The 16,823-nt window shown below is 64.6% G+C and carries 19 protein-coding genes; 17 read left to right on the forward strand and 2 right to left on the reverse strand.

From position 1 onward, the window contains the following. The first annotated feature begins 4 nt into the window (after nucleotides 1-4). From JC607_RS08475 to JC607_RS08555, 17 genes are all read left to right on the forward strand, one after another. Entirely contained in the window at nucleotides 5-562 is a 558-nt protein-coding gene (locus JC607_RS08475) for an HK97 family phage prohead protease (protein WP_198836495.1), read from the forward strand. Nucleotides 563-602: 40 nt separating this feature from the next. Then, nucleotides 603-1,796, forward strand: a complete 1,194-nt coding sequence (locus tag JC607_RS08480; protein ID WP_198836496.1) for a phage major capsid protein — start codon at nucleotides 603-605, stop codon at nucleotides 1,794-1,796. A 74-nt stretch (nucleotides 1,797-1,870) separates the two neighbouring features. After that, nucleotides 1,871-2,470, forward strand: a complete 600-nt coding sequence (locus JC607_RS08485) for a hypothetical protein (protein ID WP_198836497.1) — start codon at nucleotides 1,871-1,873, stop codon at nucleotides 2,468-2,470. Then, complete coding sequence (locus tag JC607_RS08490; RefSeq protein WP_198836498.1) at nucleotides 2,467-2,805, forward strand: head-tail adaptor protein; 339 nt, start codon at nucleotides 2,467-2,469, stop codon at nucleotides 2,803-2,805. Before JC607_RS08485 ends, JC607_RS08490 begins: the two co-directional genes overlap by 4 nt. Further along, nucleotides 2,802-3,197 (forward strand): DUF3168 domain-containing protein, encoded by a 396-nt coding sequence (locus JC607_RS08495; protein WP_198836499.1) that lies wholly within the window; start codon nucleotides 2,802-2,804, stop codon nucleotides 3,195-3,197. Before JC607_RS08490 ends, JC607_RS08495 begins: the two co-directional genes overlap by 4 nt. A gap of 31 nt (nucleotides 3,198-3,228) precedes the next feature. Beyond that, nucleotides 3,229-3,642, forward strand: a complete 414-nt coding sequence (locus JC607_RS08500) for a phage major tail protein, TP901-1 family (protein WP_198836500.1) — start codon at nucleotides 3,229-3,231, stop codon at nucleotides 3,640-3,642. Beyond that, entirely contained in the window at nucleotides 3,642-3,962 is a 321-nt protein-coding gene (locus JC607_RS08505) for a gene transfer agent family protein (RefSeq protein ID WP_198836501.1), read from the forward strand. Before JC607_RS08500 ends, JC607_RS08505 begins: the two co-directional genes overlap by 1 nt. After that, a complete protein-coding gene (locus JC607_RS08510; protein WP_198836502.1) occupies nucleotides 3,959-4,213 on the forward strand; it encodes a rcc01693 family protein in 255 nt (84 codons plus the stop codon). The genes JC607_RS08505 and JC607_RS08510 overlap by 4 nt, the downstream gene beginning before the upstream one ends. Beyond that, on the forward strand, nucleotides 4,170-4,823 hold the full coding sequence (locus JC607_RS08515; RefSeq protein ID WP_198836503.1) for a phage tail tape measure protein: 654 nt from the start codon (nucleotides 4,170-4,172) through the stop codon (nucleotides 4,821-4,823). The genes JC607_RS08510 and JC607_RS08515 overlap by 44 nt, the downstream gene beginning before the upstream one ends. Before the next feature lie 10 nt (nucleotides 4,824-4,833). Next, complete coding sequence (locus tag JC607_RS08520) at nucleotides 4,834-5,463, forward strand: DUF2460 domain-containing protein (protein WP_198836504.1); 630 nt, start codon at nucleotides 4,834-4,836, stop codon at nucleotides 5,461-5,463. After that, nucleotides 5,460-6,374, forward strand: coding sequence for a DUF2163 domain-containing protein (locus tag JC607_RS08525; protein WP_198836505.1), 915 nt, complete (start codon nucleotides 5,460-5,462; stop codon nucleotides 6,372-6,374). The genes JC607_RS08520 and JC607_RS08525 overlap by 4 nt, the downstream gene beginning before the upstream one ends. Further along, nucleotides 6,361-6,816 (forward strand): peptidase, encoded by a 456-nt coding sequence (locus JC607_RS08530; protein WP_198836506.1) that lies wholly within the window; start codon nucleotides 6,361-6,363, stop codon nucleotides 6,814-6,816. The genes JC607_RS08525 and JC607_RS08530 overlap by 14 nt, the downstream gene beginning before the upstream one ends. An 18-nt stretch (nucleotides 6,817-6,834) precedes the next feature. Further along, a complete protein-coding gene (locus JC607_RS08535; protein ID WP_198836507.1) occupies nucleotides 6,835-10,734 on the forward strand; it encodes a glycoside hydrolase/phage tail family protein in 3,900 nt (1,299 codons plus the stop codon). Nucleotides 10,735-10,840: 106 nt separating this feature from the next. After that, a complete protein-coding gene (gene cysE, locus JC607_RS08540) occupies nucleotides 10,841-11,647 on the forward strand; it encodes a serine O-acetyltransferase (RefSeq protein WP_198836508.1) in 807 nt (268 codons plus the stop codon). Nucleotides 11,648-11,656: 9 nt separating this feature from the next. Continuing rightward, nucleotides 11,657-12,328, forward strand: coding sequence for a lysophospholipid acyltransferase family protein (locus JC607_RS08545; protein ID WP_233092783.1), 672 nt, complete (start codon nucleotides 11,657-11,659; stop codon nucleotides 12,326-12,328). Then, nucleotides 12,325-13,266, forward strand: a complete 942-nt coding sequence (locus JC607_RS08550; RefSeq protein WP_198836509.1) for a phosphatidate cytidylyltransferase — start codon at nucleotides 12,325-12,327, stop codon at nucleotides 13,264-13,266. The genes JC607_RS08545 and JC607_RS08550 overlap by 4 nt, the downstream gene beginning before the upstream one ends. An 18-nt stretch (nucleotides 13,267-13,284) precedes the next feature. Next, nucleotides 13,285-13,971 carry a CDP-alcohol phosphatidyltransferase family protein gene (locus JC607_RS08555; RefSeq protein WP_233092785.1) on the forward strand — a complete coding sequence of 229 codons (687 nt, stop codon included), beginning with the start codon at nucleotides 13,285-13,287 and terminating at the stop codon, nucleotides 13,969-13,971. A 101-nt stretch (nucleotides 13,972-14,072) separates the two neighbouring features. On the opposite strand, the gene JC607_RS08560 is transcribed toward JC607_RS08555, so the two are convergent. After that, the gene (locus tag JC607_RS08560; protein ID WP_198836510.1) at nucleotides 14,073-15,398 is read right to left on the reverse strand and encodes a pyruvate dehydrogenase complex dihydrolipoamide acetyltransferase; all 1,326 of its coding nucleotides are present in this window, start codon (nucleotides 15,396-15,398) and stop codon (nucleotides 14,073-14,075) included. A 13-nt stretch (nucleotides 15,399-15,411) separates the two neighbouring features. Continuing rightward, nucleotides 15,412-16,809 carry a pyruvate dehydrogenase complex E1 component subunit beta gene (locus JC607_RS08565; RefSeq protein ID WP_198836511.1) on the reverse strand — a complete coding sequence of 466 codons (1,398 nt, stop codon included), beginning with the start codon at nucleotides 16,807-16,809 and terminating at the stop codon, nucleotides 15,412-15,414. Nucleotides 16,810-16,823: the final 14 nt, after the last annotated feature.

Below are 16,823 nucleotides of genomic sequence, written 5' to 3' on the forward strand. Positions count from 1 at the left end.
AGCGATGCTGGAACATAAATTCTGCCGGCCCGAAGCGGGGCTGACCCTGAGCGAAGGGCGCGAGCTGTCGGGCTATGCCTCGCTGTTCGGGGTGAGGGACCAGGGCGGTGATCTGGTGGCGCCGGGGGCCTACGCGAAATCGCTGGCCCGTCTTAAGGCGAAGGGCGGCAAGGTGCGGATGCTGTGGCAGCATGACCCGACCCAGCCCATCGGCATCTGGGATGAGGTCCGCGAAGACGCGACCGGGCTTTGGGTCAGGGGGCGGCTGCTGACCGAAGTGGCAAAGGGGCGCGAGGCGGCGGCTTTGCTGGAAGCGGGCGCACTGGACGGGTTGTCCATCGGCTATCGGACGCTGCGCGCGGAGCGCGATGGCGCCAGCCAGAGTGCCGGTAAGGGCAAGGGGCGCAGGCTGTTGGAACTCGAACTTTGGGAGGTCTCTCTGGTGACTTTCCCGATGCTGAGCGAGGCGCGGGTGGCGGCGAAATCCGACGAGGTGACGTCGGTTTTCGACGGGCTCGCCGCGCTGTTTGAGAGCGCAAGGCGTGACCTTGCGGGGCGCTGAGCGCGCGCCCGGGATTTCTGCCTGACAGAAGGAAGAACGGATGACGGAGAGCGAGATCCGGGCCGGGGAGATTTCCCCGGGCCTGAGCCCGGCTGCGGAGGTGAAAACCGCCATAGCCGGATTCCTGAAGGAATTCAGTTCCTTTCAGGTCGACGTGAAACAATCGCTGCAACATCAGGAAGAGCGACTGACCATGCTTCAGAAGAAAACCATGACCTGGGGCCGCCCGGTACTTTCCGCCGTGCCGGAGGAAAACGCACCGCACCGCCAGGCCTTCAACGCCTATCTGCGGTCGGGCGATGACGAGGGCTATCGCGGGCTGAGCCTTGAGGGCAAGGCAATGTCGACTGCCGTGGCGGCGGATGGTGGCTATCTCGTCTCGCCGCAGACGGCCGATCAGATCCGCTCAATGCTGATCTCGACCTCGAGCCTGCGCTCGGTGGCCAATGTCGTGCAGGTCGAGGCGACCTCGTTCGACGTGTTGGTGGACCGTTCCGAGGTCGGCTCGGGCTGGGCGACCGAGGCGGTGGCGACGACCGAGACGGCGACGCCCACGCTGGAGCGGATCCAGATCCGCCTGCATGAGTTGTCGGCGATGCCGAAGGCCAGCCAGCGGCTGCTTGATGACAGTGCTTTCGATGTGGAAAGCTGGCTTGCGGGCAAGATCGCCGCGCGTTTCATCCGGGCCGAGGCTTCGGCTTTTATCAATGGGGATGGCGTTGATAAGCCGAAGGGCATCCTGCTGCCGGCAAAGGTGGCGAATGCCTCCTGGGCCTGGGGCAATCTCGGCTATGTGCCGACGGGGGCTGCCGCCGATTTCGCGACCACCAACCCGGCCGATTGCATCATCAACCTGGTCTATTCTCTGGGTGCCGATTACCGTGCCAATGGCACTTTCCTGATGAATTCGAAAACTGCCGGCGCGGTCAGAAAGATGAAGGATGCCGATGGCCGCTTCCTGTGGTCGGATGGTCTGGCGGCGGGCGAGCCCGCGCGCCTGATGGGCTATGCCGTGCTGATCTGCGAGGATATGCCCGACGTCGGCGCGAACAGCTTCCCCATTGCGTTCGGTGATTTCAACGCCGGCTACACCATCGCCGAGCGCCCGGACCTGCGCATCCTGCGCGACCCGTTCTCGGCCAAGCCGCATGTTCTTTTTTATGCGACCAAGCGCGTAGGTGGTGACATTGCCGATTATGCAGCCATCAAACTGCTGCGTGTCGCGACCTCCTGACGATCTGATCCTGGGCCGGGCCGTTCGCGGTCTGGCCCCCTTTCTTCGGCTGAGAGCAATGGGGGGCGCAGGGTATGAGACTGACGGAAGAGACGGTGGTGCCGGTGGCGAGCCTGCCGCTTGGGGCGCTGAAGGAACATCTGCGCCTTGGAAGTGGTTTTGCACTGGCTTTGGGGCAGGATGCGCTGCTGGAGAGCCATCTGCGCGCGGCGATTGCGGCGATCGAGGGGCGGGTCGCCAAGGCGCTGATGCGGCGGCGGTTCCTGCTGGAGATGGAGGCCTGGCGTGATGCCGATGCCCAGGCGCTGCCGCTGGCGCCGGTAGCATCCCTGATCAGCGTCGAGTTGGTGTCGGCGGCGGGCGTTGTCACAGCAGTCAATCCGGCGCGCTACCGGCTGATCCAGGATCAGCATCGCCCGCGGGTCGCGGGGACAGGTGCGGCGCTGCCGGAACCTGCGACCGGCGGCGGGGTCAGGGTGCTGTTCGAGGCGGGTTTCTCGGCGACCTGGGCCGGGGTGCCCGCCGATCTGCAACAGGCGGTAATGCTGCTTGCGGCGGAATATTACGAATTCCGGCATGATCCGGGCACGCGTGGTGCGGGTCTTCCCGGCGCGGTCGAGAGCCTGATCGGGCGCTGGCGGCTGATCCGCGTGCTGGGCGGGGGGCGGCGATGAGGGCGCCTCAGCTGCGCCAGCAGCTCGCGCTGGAGGAGGCAAGCCGGCTTCCGGACGGCGTCGGAGGGTTCACGCTGAGCTGGGCGCTGGTGGGTCTGCTTTGGGCAGAGATGGTTTCGGGCAGTGGCCGCGATCCTTCGGGTGAGGAAGTGATCCTGACCTCGGTGGCCTGGCGGATCACGGTGCGCGGCGCAGCCGTCGGGACGCCCGCCCGCCCGCGCCCCGAACAGCGGTTCAGGCTGGGGGGGCGCATTTTTACCATCCTCGCAGTGGCCGAGAATGACCCGGGCGGCCTCTGGCTGACCTGCACCTGCCGCGAGGAGGCGCCGAAATGAGCTACGCAGCAGCAGCAGCTCTGCAGGCGGCGATCTTCCAGCGGCTGAGCACGGCGCCGGCTCTGGCGGGGGTGGCGGTGCATGACGCGCTGCCCCCTTCGCCGCCGGGGCTTTTCGTGCTGATCGGGCCGGAGGAGGTCCGCGATGCCTCGGACAAATCCGGGGCGGGGGCGGATCACCGGCTGCTCGTCAGCGTGATCAGCGATGCCGAGGGGTTTCTGGCGGCAAAGGCGGTGTCGGTGGCGATCTCGGATCTCATGGCAGGGCCGCTGCCGGCGTTGTCGCGCGGGCGGCTGGTGCGCCTTGCCTTTGACCGCGCCGTGGCGCGGCGGATCGGCGAGGGCATAGTGCGGCGCATCGACCTGACCTTCCGGGCGCGGATCGAACTCTGACCTCCGCATTCACATTTTCAAGGAGACAACCATGGCAGTTCAGGCCGGGAAAGACCTTCTGATCAAGATCGACCAGACTGGCGATGGCCAGTTCGAGACCATTGCCGGACTTCGGGCCACCCGCGCCAGTTTCAACGCTGAAACGGTGGAGGTTACGAGCCTTGAGAGCTCGGGGGGCTGGCGGGAATTGCTGGCGGGCGCGGGGATGAAATCGGCGAGCATCTCGGGGTCTGGCGTGTTTCGCGATGCCGAAACCGATGAGCGCGCCCGCCAGATCTTCTTTGACGGTGAGATCCCGTCCTTCCAGGTGGTGATCCCGGATTTCGGCGTGGTGCAGGGGCCGTTCCAGATCACCAGCCTTGAATATTCCGGCAGCCATAACGGTGAGGCGACCTATGAGGTCTCGCTCGCCTCGGCGGGCGCCCTCAGTTTCACGGCACTCTGATGGTGAACCCTTACGCGGGTGAGGTGGAGATCACGCTCGACGGGGTGCCGCATGTGGCGAAGCTGACGCTTGGCGCGCTGGCGGAGCTGGAGGCGGGGCTGGGAGAGGCCTCGCTGATGGATCTTGTCGAGCGGTTCGAGGGCGGGCGGTTTTCGGGCCGTGACGTGCTGGCGCTGGTGGTTGCGGGCCTGAGGGGCGGCGGCTGGCGGGGGCAGGCGGGCGATCTGGTCGCGGTCGAGATCGGCGGCGGGCCGGTGGCTGCGGCAAAGGCCGCAGCGGAGCTTCTCGCCCGGGCGTTTTCGTTCGGAGAGACGAAATGAGCCGCAGATTCGACTGGCCGGGGCTGATCCGGGCGGGGCTGCACGGGCTGGGGCTGGAACCGCGCGTGTTCTGGAGCCTCACGCCGGTCGAGTTGCGGATCATACTGGGGGCGGAGCGGGGGGCTCCGCCCCTGACGCGGGCGCGGCTGGCAGAACTCGCCGCATCTTTCCCCGACAGAGGGGCCGAGCAAATGAAAGGGGACGAAGATGGCGGAACCGGATCTGCTGGCGGAGCAGCTGGCGGGGCTTGAGGACAGGCTGGGGGCCTCGGCTGCGATGGTCGCGGCTTTTGACGGCGAACTGGCGCGACTGAGGGACAGCGCGACCTTCACCTCGCGCGAAGTCTCGACCCTGTCGAATGGCATTGCGGGGGGCCTCAGGCGGGCGTTTGATGGGCTGGCCTTTGACGGGATGCGGCTCTCGGACGCGCTGAGGGGGGTGGCTCAGACGATTGTGGATACGGTCTATTCGGTGGCGATGCGGCCGATCCACTCTGCGGCCGGCGGAGCGATTGCCAATGGGATCAACGGGTTGATCTCCGGGCTGATGCCCTTTGCCAATGGCGCGGGGTTTGCGCAGGGGCGGGTAATGCCCTTTGCCAATGGCGGTGTGGTTTCGGGCCCGGTGTCTTTTCCGATGCGGGGCGGGCGCGGGCTGATGGGCGAGGCCGGGCCGGAGGCCATCATGCCACTGACCCGCGGCGCGGACGGGAGGCTCGGGGTACAGACCCAGGGCAGCGGGCGGCCTGTCAATGTGGTGATGAACATTTCCACCCCCGATGTGACGGGGTTCCGGCGCTCGGAAAGCCAGATCGCGGCACAGATGGGCCGGGCGCTGGCGCGCGGTCAGCGGAACAGGTGAGGAGAGGCGCATGTTTCATGAAGTAAGGTTCCCCGCCAATCTGAGCTTTGGCTCGGTCGGCGGGCCGGAGCGGCGCACCGAGATTGTGACGCTGGCCAATGGGTTTGAAGAGCGCAACACGCCCTGGGCCCATTCGCGCCGGCATTATGATGCAGGCGTTGGGCTGAGGTCCCTTGATGATCTTGAGGCGCTGATTGCCTTTTTCGAGGCGCGGCGCGGGCAGTTGCATGGGTTTCGCTGGAAGGACTGGTCGGATTACCGCTCCTGTCTGCCATCGGGCAAGGTTGGTCCCCTGGACCAGCTTCTCGGACATGGGGATGGGGCAACAACGGCTTTCCCGCTTCTGAAGGCTTACCGTTCGGGCGAGGAAGGCTATTCGCGACCGGTCCGCAAGCCAGTGGCGGGCTCCGTGCTGGTCGCGCTGGCCGATGATCCGAAGGTCGAGGGCATCGAGTTCACGGTCGACAGCGCGAAGGGCGAGATCCTTTTCGAAGTGCCGCCTCCTTTGGGCACAAGGGTTACGGCGGGGTTTGAATTCGATGTGCCGGTGCGGTTCGACGCCGACCGGATCCAGGTTTCCGTCGCGAGCTTCCAGGCCGGCGACGTTCTGAATGTCCCGGTGGTGGAGATCAGACTGTGACACTTGCGCTGGATGATCATTTGCAGACCGGGGTGACCGGCCTTTGCCATCTGTGGACCGTTGCGCAGCCGGATGGAGAGGTGCTTGGCTTCACCGATCACGATTGTGATCTTGCTGTAGAGGGGGTGATCCATCGCGCGGGTTCGGGGCTGACCGCCAGCGCGCTTCAGCAGGCCACGGGGCTTGCGGTGGACAATTCCGAGGCTGTGGGGGCGCTCAGTGCTGCGGCAATCACGGCAGAGGATCTGGATGCGGGGCGGTATGACGGCGCCGAGGTGCGGATCTGGCTTGCGATCTGGGCACAGCCCTCAGAGCGGCGTGAGCTGTTTCGCGGCTCGCTGGGCGAGGTGAGCCGGCGTGGTGCGGCCTTTCGGGCGGAGTTGCGCGGCCTTGCTGAACCGCTGGGGCAGCCGGGGGGCTTTGCCTATACGCGGAGTTGCTCGGCCGTGCTGGGGGATGTGCGCTGCAAGTTCAGCCTGCAGACCCCGGGCTATTTCTGCGACATCGGACTGCAGCAGGTCAGCGAGGACCGGAGAGAGTTCACCTTTGATGCCTTGCCGGGCTTTGATCCGCGCTGGTTTGAACATGGCCGGCTGAAAGTGCTCAGCGGTGCTGCAGCTGGTCTCAGCGCGATGATCCGCTCGGACGATCTGCGGCCCGGGGGGCGGCGCGTCGTGCTTTGGGAGGGCATTCGCGCGGCGCTGATGGCGGGGGATCAGCTTCGGCTCTTTGCCGGTTGCGATAAACAGGCTGGAAGCTGTCGCGCTAAATTCAGAAATTTCAATAATTTTCGAGGATTTCCTCATCTTCCGGAGGAGGACTGGCTGACAAGTTATCCCCGCTCTGACCGACCCGCGACCGGGGGTCGGCGCGTCTTGCCGATCTGGGCGAATACCAATGGCAGAAGCTGACGCAACGGCTCGCACGGCATTGCGCGCGGTTGCTGAGGCGCGGCTCTGGCTTGGAACACCCTATATCCATCAGGCGAGTTGTGCTGGCGCCGGCGCCGACTGTCTTGGTCTGATCCGGGGCATCTGGCGCAAGCTCTATGGGGCCGAGCCCTGTGCGCTGCCAGCCTACAGCGCCGACTGGGCCGAGGCCGGCGCAGGTGAGGTTTTGCAGGAAGCCGCCAGCACCTGGCTGATCGCCAAAGCGACCGCGCCTGCCATTGGTGATGTGCTTTTGTTCCGGATGCGGGACGGCGGAGCGGCAAAGCACCTTGGGCTCCAGTCGGCCACGGGGCGCGATGCACGGTTCATCCATGCCTTTTCCGGCCATGCGGTCACTGAAAGCGCACTCACATTCCCCTGGGCGCGGCGCATTGCTGCGCGCTTTTCCTTTCCGCCGATCTGACAGACGGAGCGATATACGATGGCAACGCTTTTGCTCTCGGCGGCCGGGGCCGCATTTGGTGCGGGCTTTGGCGGCACTGTGCTGGGCCTTTCGGGCGCTGTTATCGGGCGCGCAATCGGGGCTACGATGGGTCGGGTCATTGACCAGAAGATCCTCGGGGGGGGCGCGGATGCAGTTGAGGTCGGTCGCATTGACCGGCTCCGGCTGATGAGCGCGGGTGAGGGCAAAGCCATCGCAAAGCTCTGGGGCCGGATGCGGCTGGCGGGCCATGTAATCTGGGCCTCGCAATATGAGGAGCACAGCCGCTCGCGGCGGGGTGGCAAGGGGGCACCGTCGGGGCCGTCGGTGACGGAGTATTCCTATACAGTCAGCCTCGCGATCGGGCTTTGCGAGGGCGAGATCCTGCGCGTTGGCCGTATCTGGGCCGATGGTACCGAAATCGAGCCGCGCAGCCTTTCGCTCCGGGTCTATCATGGCACCGAGGACCAGCTGCCCGACCCCAGGATCGAAGCGATCGAGGGCGAGGGGGAGGTGCCGGCGTTTCGCGGTCTTGCCTATGTGGTGATCGAGGATCTCGACGTGACCGCTTATGGCAACCGGGTGCCACAGTTCAGTTTCGAGGTGGTGCGCAGTGCGCAGGGGCCGCATGTGGCGCCTGAAGATACGCTTTCCGGACTGGTGAGCGCGGTCGCGATAATCCCCGGAACCGGAGAATATGCGCTGGCGACGACTCCGGTCCATATCAGCTATGGCCCGGGCGAGAATGTCGCGGTCAACAGCACGTCACCCTCAGGCCTTACCGATTTCCGGACCGGGCTCGATCAGCTCTCGGGCGAGTTGCCGAACTGTGGTTCGGTCTCGCTGGTCGTGTCCTGGTTCGGAAGCGATCTGCGCTGCGGCAGGTGCGAGATCCGGCCCAAAGTCGAACAGCGCAATCATGATGGTCAGGGGATGGCCTGGCATGCGGGGGGCGTGACACGGGCAACAGCCGGCGAAGTGCCCAGGCGCGACAGTGGTCCGGTCTATGGCGGGACGCCAGCTGATGCCTCGGTCATCGAGGCGATACGCGCCATCCGGGCGGATGGGAAAGAGGTGATGTTCTATCCGTTTATCCTGATGGAACAACAGCCGGAGAACGGGCTGCCCGATCCCTGGTCCGGCGCTGCGGATCAGCCGGTCATGCCCTGGCGCGGACGGATCACCACCGATCAGGCACCGGGACGCCAGGGGAGCACGGATCGAACGGCACAGGCCGATGACGAGGTTGCGGCCTTTTTTGGCGCCGCACAGCCGGCGCATTTCAGCGCTGCGGGCAGTCATATCCTGTATTCTGGACCGGAAGAATGGCGCTATCGCCGCTTTATCCTGCATTACGCGCATCTTTGCGCCCTCGCCGGCGGCGTCGATGCGTTCTGCATCGGCTCTGAGATGCGCAGCCTGACGCAGATCCGCAATGGAGCGGACGCTTTCCCGGCGGTGGCGGGGCTGATGCAGCTCGCGGCTGAGGTGCGGGCGATCCTCGGGCCGGCGGTGAAGATCAGCTATGCCGCTGACTGGACCGAATATGGCAGCTATGTCGCGGATGGAAACCTCTATTTCCCGCTGGATGATCTCTGGGCGCATCCGGCGGTGGATTTCATCGGGATCGACAATTATATGCCGCTGTCCGACTGGCGCGATGGCGAAGATCACGCTGATGCCGCCTGGTCGGCGGTCTGGAACCCGGACTATCTGAAGGCCAATATCGAGGGCGGCGAGGGGTTCGACTGGTATTACGACAGCCCGGAGGGCGAAGCGGCCCAGGTCCGGCTGCCCATCACAGATGGCGCCTTTGAGGAGCCCTGGGTTTTTCGGGTCAAGGATATGCGCAACTGGTGGCAGATGCCGCATCACAGCCGGACAAGTGGAGTGCGTTCAACCACCCCGACGGCATGGGAGCCGCAGTCAAAGCCGATCCTCTTTACCGAATATGGCTGTGCGGCGGTCGACAAGGGCACCAACCAGCCGAATAAATTCCTCGATCTTATGTCCTCGGAATCGGCCTTACCCCGGGCCTCGAACGGGGCGAGGGACGATCTGATCCAGATGCAATATCTGCGCGCCATGAACAGCTATTGGCGAGATCCGGAAATGAACCCGCAATCCTCGCGCTATGACGGGCGGATGATAGATATGAGCCGCGCCCATGTCTGGGCCTGGGATGCGCGGCCTTTCCCGGAATTCCCTGGCCGCGTGGATAAATGGACCGACGGGCCGGCCTATCTGCGCGGCCACTGGCTGAACGGGCGGGCGACCGGCCAGCCGCTGGCAGCCGTGATCAGAGAGATTTGCGGCAGCCATGGCATCGCGATGGCGGAGACTGCCACGGCGCAGGCTGTTGTGCGCGGCTATCTGGTGGATCAGGTGCAAAGCGGCCGCGCAAGCCTGCAACCCTTGCTGCAGACCTTCGGCGTCGATGCTTACGACCTGGATGGTAAACTGGTCTTCCAGCGCCGTTTGCCAGGCATTGATCACCGGCTCGCCTCCGAACTCTATGCGGTGGACGAGCTGGAAGGCCAGGCCGAAGTGACGCGCGCGCCAGAGGTCGAGACCGGCGAGTCTATCCGTCTTGGCTTTATCGACGCAGAGGCAGGTTACGAGGCGCGGATGGCCGAGACCCGGCACCCGGCGGACAGGTTGCACCGTGTCGCGGGCACCGAGGTTTCGCTTGCGATGACATCGGCAGAAGGGCTTGGCGTCACCCGGCGCTGGCTGGCAGAATCGCGGATCGCGCGGGATGGCTTGCGCCTCAGCCTGTCGCTTTCCCGCATGGATGTCGGGCCTGGGGATCGTATCGCGACGCAAGACGGCTCGGTCTGGCGGGTGGAGCGCGTAGAGCAGACCGAACAGCGCCGTATCGAGGCGGTGCGAATTGAGGGCGGGATATATGAGGTCCGCGATGAAGGCGGCGTGCCGCCCGCCCTGGCGCCCTTTGTCTCGCCGGTTCCGGTCTGGCCGGTGTTTCTCGACCTGCCGCTGCTCAGGGGGGATGAAGAACCGCACCGGCCCTATATCGCTGTGGGAGCACGCCCCTGGCCGGGCTCGGTCGCGCTCTGGTCGCAGACTGCGGTCGGCGGGTTTACCCTGAACCGCCTTGTCACAGCACCTTCGGTCATCGGGCGTACCGAGACCGAACTTCTCGCAGCGCGGCCAGGTGTCTGGGACCGGGGCGAGCCGCTGCGGATCCGGCTGAGCACAGGCGTGCTGAGCGCGGCCAATCCGGTTGCGGTGCTCAATGGCGCCAATGTGATGGCGATTGGCGATGGCTCTGCCGGCAATTGGGAGGTGATCCAGTTTGCCGGGGCCGAGCTGGTCGCACCCCGGACCTGGGAGGTTACTCTCCGACTGCGCGGCCAGGCGGGGACGGATGGGGTCATGCCTGCGGCCTGGCCCGTGGGCAGTACGGTCGTGCTGCTGGACGGGGTGCCGGCGCAAATGGAGCTCTCGATGGATGCGCGGGGCCTTTCGCGCCGCTACCGGATCGGGGTATCGGGGCGCGGCTATGATGATCCGAATGTGGTCGAGATCGCGACGGCATTTGACGGGATCGGCTTGCGGCCAATGCCGGTGAGCCATTTGCGCGGCACTGCACGGGCCGGCCAGGATCTGAGCCTCAGCTGGATCCGGCGGACGCGGATCGGGGGCGACAGCTGGCAACAGACCGAAGTACCGCTTTCCGAAGAAAGCGAGGGTTATATGGTGCGAATCCTCGTCGCGGATGTCATCAGGCGAGAGGTGACAACATCGGCGCCGCATTATGCCTATCCGCTGGCACAGCAGGTTCAGGATGGCGCGCAGTCCGGCTTTACGGCGATGATCGCCCAGCTGTCGCCATCCTTCGGAGCGGGGCCGTTTCGGTCACTGGCAGTGGCACCCTGAGCGCGGCCGGAACATCTTCCTTTCCGGATTGCCGATTCTGCCCGCATCGGAGATAATCTTTTCTGTTTCCGCCCGCTGATTGCGGCGGCTCGTAACGGGGATTGCCATGGCCGAAACCAGACAACGTGTCACGACGCTCGATCCGGTCTGGACGAGGATCTGCAGCGAGGCGGTAGAGGCTGTCGGCGCAGAGCCGCTGCTGGGCGCCCTGATCCATTCGGGCCTGCTGCACCACGCCACTTTTGAGCGGGCTCTGGCGTACCGCTTTTCGCTAAAACTCGCCTCGGGTGAGATGAGCGAACAGATCCTGCGCGAAATCGCCGACGAGGCCTATGGTGCCGCGCCCGAACTTGGCGCGGCGGCACGTGCCGATCTCATGGCGGTCTATGAGCGCGACCCGGCCTGCCATCGCTACCTGCAGCCCGTCCTGTTCTTCAAGGGCTACCAGGCGGTGCAGGCCTATCGGATCGGCCATTGGCTTTGGGAGAAGGGCCGTGTCGATCTGGCCTATTTCGTGCAGATGCGGGTGTCCGAGGCTTTTGGGGTCGACATCCACCCCGCCGCCCGGATCGGCAAGGGCATCATGATCGACCATGCGCATTCGATCGTGATCGGAGAAACTGCGGTCGTTGGCGACAATGTCTCGATGCTGCATTCGGTGACACTCGGCGGCACCGGCAAGGAAGATGGCGACCGGCATCCCAAGATCGGCAATGGTGTGCTGATCGGGGCGGGCGCCAAGGTTCTCGGCAATATCCGGGTCGGCAATTGCTCGCGGATCGCGGCCGGTTCGGTCGTGCTCGAGGAGGTGCCGCCGGAAACCACCGTCGCCGGGGTTCCCGCGCGTGTGGTGGGCAAGGCCGGCTGCGCCCAGCCTGCGCTGAGCATGGATCAGCAATTCAGGGCGGAGTGAGCAGGGCATTTGACGGCAGGTATTGGTTCCGGGGGTAAGGCCTTTTTCCGCAGAGCGGCTGCCGCTTTTGCCGGCAGCGCAATCACCCTATTCGCGCGGATCGTTACCGCTCCGCGCGCCATCTGGTCGGGGATCGAGCCGCTGCCGAAGCAGCGGGTCTATTTCGCCAATCACACTTCCAATGCCGATTTCGTGCTGCTCTGGACGGTGCTGCCGCCGATGCTTCGGGCGCGAACCCGCCCGGTCGCGGCGCTGGAATATTGGCTGAAAACCCCGCTTCGCGCCTTTATTGGCCGCGATGTCTTCAACGCCGTGCTGATTGACCGCCGCCCGGAAGAGCGGGTCGAGGATCCGGTCGCGCTGATGGGGCAGGCCCTGGCCGAGGGCTCGTCGCTGATCCTCTTCCCCGAAGGCGTGCGCAATATGACGGAAGAGCCGCTTTTGCCCTTCCGCACCGGCCTCTTCCATCTTGCGAAACAAAATCCCGAAATTGATCTGGTGCCGGTCTGGATTTCGAACCTCAACCGGGTGATGCCCAAGGGGGAGATCATTCCGCTGCCGCTGATCTGCACCCTGACCTTCGGCGCCCCGCTGCATCTCGGTGACACTGAAGAGAAGGGGGATTTTCTCGCCCGCAGCCATGCTGCGCTGATCGCGCTGAAAGAGACGGTGCCGGCATGAGCGCGACCCCGCATCTCATCTGGCTCTTGCTTGGCGTGGGGGTGATCCTGGTGATCGCCACCCTGATCGGCGAAATTCTGCGCGCAAGGATCGCACCGGATGGTGACAATCCGGTGATCGAAAACCTGAACGCCCGGATCTCGGCCTGGTGGGGGATGGTGATCCTTTTGTCGCTGGCCTTCCTGGCTGGCAGGCCGGGAGTGGTGATCCTTTTCGCGGTGCTCTCCTTCTCGGCGCTCCGGGAGTTTCTGACCCTGACGGCCAAGGCCCGCGCCGATCACTGGTCGCTGGCCGGGGCGTTTTTCATTGTGCTGCCGGTGCAATACTGGCTGGTAGGTCTCGACTGGTACGGTCTCTATGCGATCTTCATCCCGGTCTATGCCTTCCTTCTGATGCCGGTCGTCTCGGCGCTCAGGGGCGAGACGAAGAGCTTCCTGACCCGCGTCGCTGAAACCCAATGGGCGCTGATGATCTGCGTCTATTGCGTGAGCCATGTGCCCGCACTTCTGACGCTGCATATCGAAGGGTATGAGGGCCGCTCCGTCATCCTGATCGCCTGGCTTATCTTTACGGTTCAGCTGTCAGATGTGATGCAATATGTCTGGGGCAAGCTGTTTGGCAGCCGCCTGGTGGCACCGCAGCTTTCGCCCTCGAAGACCTGGGAAGGGCTAATTGGCGGCGTGATGACGGCGACCACCGCCGGGGCCGCACTTTGGTGGATGACGCCTTTCACCATGCTCCAGGCTGCCGGCATGGCGCTTGCAGTGACGCTGATGGGGTTCTTTGGCGGATTGGTGATGTCGGCGATCAAACGTGACAAGGGCGTGAAGGACTGGGGACATCTGATTGCGGGCCATGGCGGGTTCCTCGACCGGCTCGATTCGGTTGTCTTTGCCGCACCGATTTTCTTCCATCTTACCCGCTGGTTCTGGACCTGACCCATGACAGATGACGATATGCAAGATCCTCGTGCCATCTTTCGGGCCGAACCCCAGGCGGAAGCAGAGGACGCGAATCGTCGCCCGATCCGTGCCCGCCGCAACCGGCTGATGGTCCGCCTCGCGCAATCCCTGGTGCAGCGCCAGATTACCCCGAACCAGATTTCCCAGGCTTCGGTGGTCTTTGCTGCACTTGGGCTGCTCTTCTTCTGGGCAGCCTCGGCTTCGGGGCCAATCGGGCAGAGCCTCTTGCTGGTGCTTGCCGCGCTGGCGATCCAGCTTCGGCTTTTGTGCAATCTGCTCGATGGCATGGTTGCGGTTGAGGGCGGCACGGCGACCCCCTCTGGCGCCTTCTGGAACGAAGCCCCGGACCGCGCCGCTGATCTGTTGCTCTTCTGGGGGGCAGGGCTGTTTGCGGCGGCGCCGGCACTCGGCCTCGGGGTCGGGGCGCTCGCGTTGATCACTGCCTGGCTGCGGGAGCTTGGCCGCGCCGAAGGCTTTGCACCCGATTTCCGCGGCCCGATGGCGAAGCCGCACCGGATGGCCGCGCTGACCTTTGCCGCTTTGCTTGCTGCGTTTTTGCCGGTCAGCACCGATGGCGCGACCCTGATGACCTGGGCGCTCTGGCTGATCGGGGCAGGGGTCATCGCAACTGTCGCGCGCCGCAGCATCACTTTGTTGCAAAATCTCGAAGCACGTGGCTGAGTTCATCTGTCCCTGAGTATTCGCGGGGAGCTTTCGCATTGAAAATGCGAAGGCGGGGGCAGAGCCCCCGCCTTGTGCGGTTTTCCAGATATTCTGCTGGTTCAGGCCAGCATGGTGACCGGGTTCTCAAGCGCCTCGACCACCCCCTTGAGGAACTGAGCTCCCAACGCGCCATCGATGACGCGGTGATCGACGGAGAGCGTCATCGACATCATTGTCGCCACGCCAATCGAGCCATCCTCCGCCACCACCGGCTTTTTCAACCCGGCCCCGACGGCAAGGATCGCGCCATGCGGTGGGTTGATCACGGCGTCGAAATTCTCAACCCCGAACATGCCGAGATTGGAGATGGCGAAGCTTCCGCCCTGATATTCATGCGGCGCGAGTTTTTTCGACTTTGCCCGATGCGCGAGATCTTTCATCTCGGCGGACAGGGCCGAGAGCGATTTCTTATCCGCATCGCGCAGCACCGGCGTGAAGAGCCCGCCTTCAATCGCCACGGCAACCGCAACATCGGAAGGTTTCAGCCTGAGGATCCGGTCGCCGGCCCAGACCGCATTGGCATCGGGCACTTCCTGCAATGCGATGGCACAGGCTTTGATGATGAAGTCATTGACCGAAAGCTTCACGCCGCGCCCGGTGAGGGCATGGTTCAGCTCGGCCCGGAATTCCATCAGCGCATCGAGATTCACCTCGCGCCGCAGATAGAAATGCGGAATCGTCTGTTTGGCTTCGGTCAGGCGGGCGGCGATTGTGCGGCGCATGCCGTCAAGCGCGATCTCTTCGAAGGCGCGATCCTGATACATTTTAAGAACCGTCTCGGGTGAGAGCCCGGCCGGTACCGCCTTTGTCGGGGCCGGGGTCGCCGTCGCTGCGGGCATCGAGCCCGCAGCGACGGCCGCTGCCGCAGGCGCTGTGGTCGGCGCGGTCTCCGATTTCGCCTGTTCCACATCGGCTTTGACGATGCGGCCATGCGGGCCAGTGCCCTTCACCACCGTCAGATCGACGCCTTTGTCTTTGGCAATCCGCCGCGCGAGCGGCGAGGCAAAGACGCGCGCGCCGCTCGCGACCGGTGCCATAGCAGGCGCCGGTGCTGCGACCGCGACCGTTTCGGCCGGGCTTGCCACTGCCGCTGCTGCGGCTTGCGGGGCTGCAACGGGGGCAGAGGCTGCCGAGGCATCCTCGCCCTCTTCCAGCAGCACGGCAATCGGGTCATTGACCTTCACACCGGCACTGCCTTCCGCGATCAGGATCTTGCCGATCACGCCCTCATCGACCGCCTCGAATTCCATTGTCGCCTTATCGGTCTCGATTTCGGCGATGACCTGGCCCGACTTGACCAGATCGCCCTCTTTAACCAGCCATTTCGCCAGCGTGCCCTCCTCCATGGTCGGAGAAAGCGCGGGCATCAGGATCTGGATTGCCATCTTTTTTCCTCCCTCAGCGGTAGCAGACCGATTTCACGGCGGTGACGATTTCAGCAGGCGTGATCAGCGCCAGCTTCTCCAGATTGGCCGCATAGGGCATCGGCACATCCTTGCCGGTACAGGTCACGACCGGCGCGTCCAGATAGTCAAACGCGCGCTGCATGATCGTCGATGCCAGGTGATCGCCGATCGAGCCCACCGGGAAGCCCTCCTCGACCGTCACACAACGATTGGTCTTCTGCACCGAGGCCAGCACCGTGTCATAGTCAATCGGTCGCAGGGTGCGCAGGTTGATCACCTCCGCCTCGATCCCCTCTTTGGCCAACAGCTCCGCTGCGGCCAGCGCATGGGCAACGCCGATTCCGAACGAAACCAGCGTTACATCCGACCCCGCCCGCATCACCGAAGCCTTGCCAAAGGGGATGGCGAAATCATCGCCCACAGGCACTTCGAAACTCCGCCCATACATGATCTCGTTTTCGAGGAAGATCACCGGGTTGTTGTCGCGGATCGCCGTCTTCAGCAGGCCCTTCGCATCCGCCGCCGAATAGGGCATGGCGACTTTCAGCCCCGGGATCGCCGCATACCAGGCCGCATAGTCCTGGCTGTGCTGGGCGCCTACCCGTGCTGCCGCCCCGTTTGGGCCACGGAACACGATGGGAGATCCCATCTGACCGCCCGACATGTAAAGCGTCTTCGCGGCCGAGTTGATAATATGGTCAATCGCCTGCATCGCAAAGTTGAAGGTCATGAACTCGACAATCGGGCGCAGCCCCCCCCAGGAGGCGCCAACCGCGATCCCGGCGAAACCATGCTCGGTGATCGGGGTGTCGACCACGCGCTTCGGGCCGAACTCGTCCAGCAGTCCCTGGCTGATCTTATAGGCGCCCTGGTATTCACCAACCTCTTCCCCCATCAGGAAGACATTGCCATCCCCGCGCATCTCTTCCGCCATGGCCTCGCGCAACGCTTCCCGCACGGTCATGGTCTTCGTCGCCACACCTTCGGGCAGGTCGCTGTGCGGCCAGCCTTTGGCGGCTTCCACCACTGCCGGGCGCGCGGCAGCTGCTGCCGGGACGGCCTCGATGGCCGGCGCGGCGGCGGCCATCGGAGACGCAGTCGGAGCAACGACCGGGGCAGGGGCCGCAGCCACCGCATCCGCGCTCTCGCCCTCTTCCAGCAGCACCGCAATCGGCGTGTTCACCTTCACGCCCGCCGTGCCCTCGGTCACCAGCAGCCGGCCGATGATCCCCTCATCCACCGCCTCGAATTCCATCGTCGCCTTATCGGTCTCGATCTCGGCGATGACCTGGCCCGATTTGACCGTGTCACCCTCTTTCACCAGCCATTTCGCCAGCGTGCCTTCCTCCATCGTCGGAGACAAAGCCGGCATCAGAACTTCAACTGCCATGATCTTTCTCCCCC

This window comes from Paracoccus sp. IB05, from assembly GCF_016405985.1.
Lineage (GTDB): Bacteria > Pseudomonadota > Alphaproteobacteria > Rhodobacterales > Rhodobacteraceae > Pseudogemmobacter.

Coding starts and splice junctions, on each gene's coding strand:
- JC607_RS08560 (WP_198836510.1), bottom strand. CDS start 15,398: ATGGCAATCCAGATCCTGATGCCCGCGCTTTCTCCGACCATGGAGGAG.
- JC607_RS08495 (WP_198836499.1), top strand. CDS start 2,802: ATGAGCTACGCAGCAGCAGCAGCTCTGCAGGCGGCGATCTTCCAGCGG.
- JC607_RS08490 (WP_198836498.1), top strand. CDS start 2,467: ATGAGGGCGCCTCAGCTGCGCCAGCAGCTCGCGCTGGAGGAGGCAAGC.
- JC607_RS08555 (WP_233092785.1), top strand. CDS start 13,285: ATGCAAGATCCTCGTGCCATCTTTCGGGCCGAACCCCAGGCGGAAGCA.
- JC607_RS08510 (WP_198836502.1), top strand. CDS start 3,959: ATGAGCCGCAGATTCGACTGGCCGGGGCTGATCCGGGCGGGGCTGCAC.
- JC607_RS08535 (WP_198836507.1), top strand. CDS start 6,835: ATGGCAACGCTTTTGCTCTCGGCGGCCGGGGCCGCATTTGGTGCGGGC.
- JC607_RS08565 (WP_198836511.1), bottom strand. CDS start 16,809: ATGGCAGTTGAAGTTCTGATGCCGGCTTTGTCTCCGACGATGGAGGAA.
- JC607_RS08515 (WP_198836503.1), top strand. CDS start 4,170: ATGGCGGAACCGGATCTGCTGGCGGAGCAGCTGGCGGGGCTTGAGGAC.
- JC607_RS08530 (WP_198836506.1), top strand. CDS start 6,361: ATGGCAGAAGCTGACGCAACGGCTCGCACGGCATTGCGCGCGGTTGCT.
- JC607_RS08500 (WP_198836500.1), top strand. CDS start 3,229: ATGGCAGTTCAGGCCGGGAAAGACCTTCTGATCAAGATCGACCAGACT.
- JC607_RS08520 (WP_198836504.1), top strand. CDS start 4,834: ATGTTTCATGAAGTAAGGTTCCCCGCCAATCTGAGCTTTGGCTCGGTC.
- JC607_RS08480 (WP_198836496.1), top strand. CDS start 603: ATGACGGAGAGCGAGATCCGGGCCGGGGAGATTTCCCCGGGCCTGAGC.
- JC607_RS08485 (WP_198836497.1), top strand. CDS start 1,871: ATGAGACTGACGGAAGAGACGGTGGTGCCGGTGGCGAGCCTGCCGCTT.
- cysE (WP_198836508.1), top strand. CDS start 10,841: ATGGCCGAAACCAGACAACGTGTCACGACGCTCGATCCGGTCTGGACG.
- JC607_RS08505 (WP_198836501.1), top strand. CDS start 3,642: ATGGTGAACCCTTACGCGGGTGAGGTGGAGATCACGCTCGACGGGGTG.
- JC607_RS08475 (WP_198836495.1), top strand. CDS start 5: ATGCTGGAACATAAATTCTGCCGGCCCGAAGCGGGGCTGACCCTGAGC.
- JC607_RS08550 (WP_198836509.1), top strand. CDS start 12,325: ATGAGCGCGACCCCGCATCTCATCTGGCTCTTGCTTGGCGTGGGGGTG.